This is a genomic window from Priestia sp. ST2, assembly GCF_055810735.1.
Genome location: NZ_JBVVNT010000028.1, coordinates 1 through 1273, shown reverse-complemented (window position 1 = coordinate 1273; position 1273 = coordinate 1). Strand labels below are relative to the sequence as shown.

Annotated in this window: 1 rRNA gene; it reads right to left on the bottom strand. The window is 55.1% G+C overall.

What is annotated here, in order from left to right:
• Nucleotides 1-1273, bottom strand: a 23S ribosomal RNA gene (locus AC0KUU_RS29925); the annotation flags it as partial.

Genomic DNA, 1273 nt, shown 5'->3' with positions numbered 1-1273 from the left:
CGCTATGGGAAATCTCATCTTGAGGGGGGCTTCATGCTTAGATGCTTTCAGCACTTATCCCGTCCACACATAGCTACCCAGCGATGCCTTTGGCAAGACAACTGGTACACCAGCGGTGTGTCCATCCCGGTCCTCTCGTACTAAGGACAGCTCCTCTCAAATTTCCTACGCCCACGACGGATAGGGACCGAACTGTCTCACGACGTTCTGAACCCAGCTCGCGTACCGCTTTAATGGGCGAACAGCCCAACCCTTGGGACCGACTACAGCCCCAGGATGCGATGAGCCGACATCGAGGTGCCAAACCTCCCCGTCGATGTGGACTCTTGGGGGAGATAAGCCTGTTATCCCCGGGGTAGCTTTTATCCGTTGAGCGATGGCCCTTCCATGCGGAACCACCGGATCACTAAGCCCGACTTTCGTCCCTGCTCGACTTGTAGGTCTCGCAGTCAAGCTCCCTTGTGCCTTTACACTCTACGAATGATTTCCAACCATTCTGAGGGAACCTTTGGGCGCCTCCGTTACATTTTAGGAGGCGACCGCCCCAGTCAAACTGCCCACCTGACACTGTCTCCCGGCCCGATCAGGGCCGCGGGTTAGAATTTCAATACAGCCAGGGTAGTATCCCACCGACGCCTCCACCGAAGCTAGCGCTCCGGCTTCTCAGGCTCCTACCTATCCTGTACAAGCTGTACCAAAATTCAATATCAGGCTACAGTAAAGCTCCACGGGGTCTTTCCGTCCTGTCGCGGGTAACCTGCATCTTCACAGGTACTATAATTTCACCGAGTCTCTCGTTGAGACAGTGCCCAGATCGTTACGCCTTTCGTGCGGGTCGGAACTTACCCGACAAGGAATTTCGCTACCTTAGGACCGTTATAGTTACGGCCGCCGTTTACTGGGGCTTCGATTCAGAGCTTCTCCCAAAGGATAACCCCTCCTCTTAACCTTCCAGCACCGGGCAGGCGTCAGCCCCTATACTTCGCCTTGCGGCTTCGCAGAGACCTGTGTTTTTGCTAAACAGTCGCCTGGGCCTATTCACTGCGGCTCTCTCGGGCTATACACCCTACCAGAGCACCCCTTCTCCCGAAGTTACGGGGTCATTTTGCCGAGTTCCTTAACGAGAGTTCTCTCGATCACCTTAGGATTCTCTCCTCGCCTACCTGTGTCGGTTTGCGGTACGGGCACCTCCCGCCTCGCTAGAGGCTTTTCTTGGCAGTGTGGAATCAGGAACTTCGGTACTATAATTCCCTCGTCATCACAGCTCAGCCTT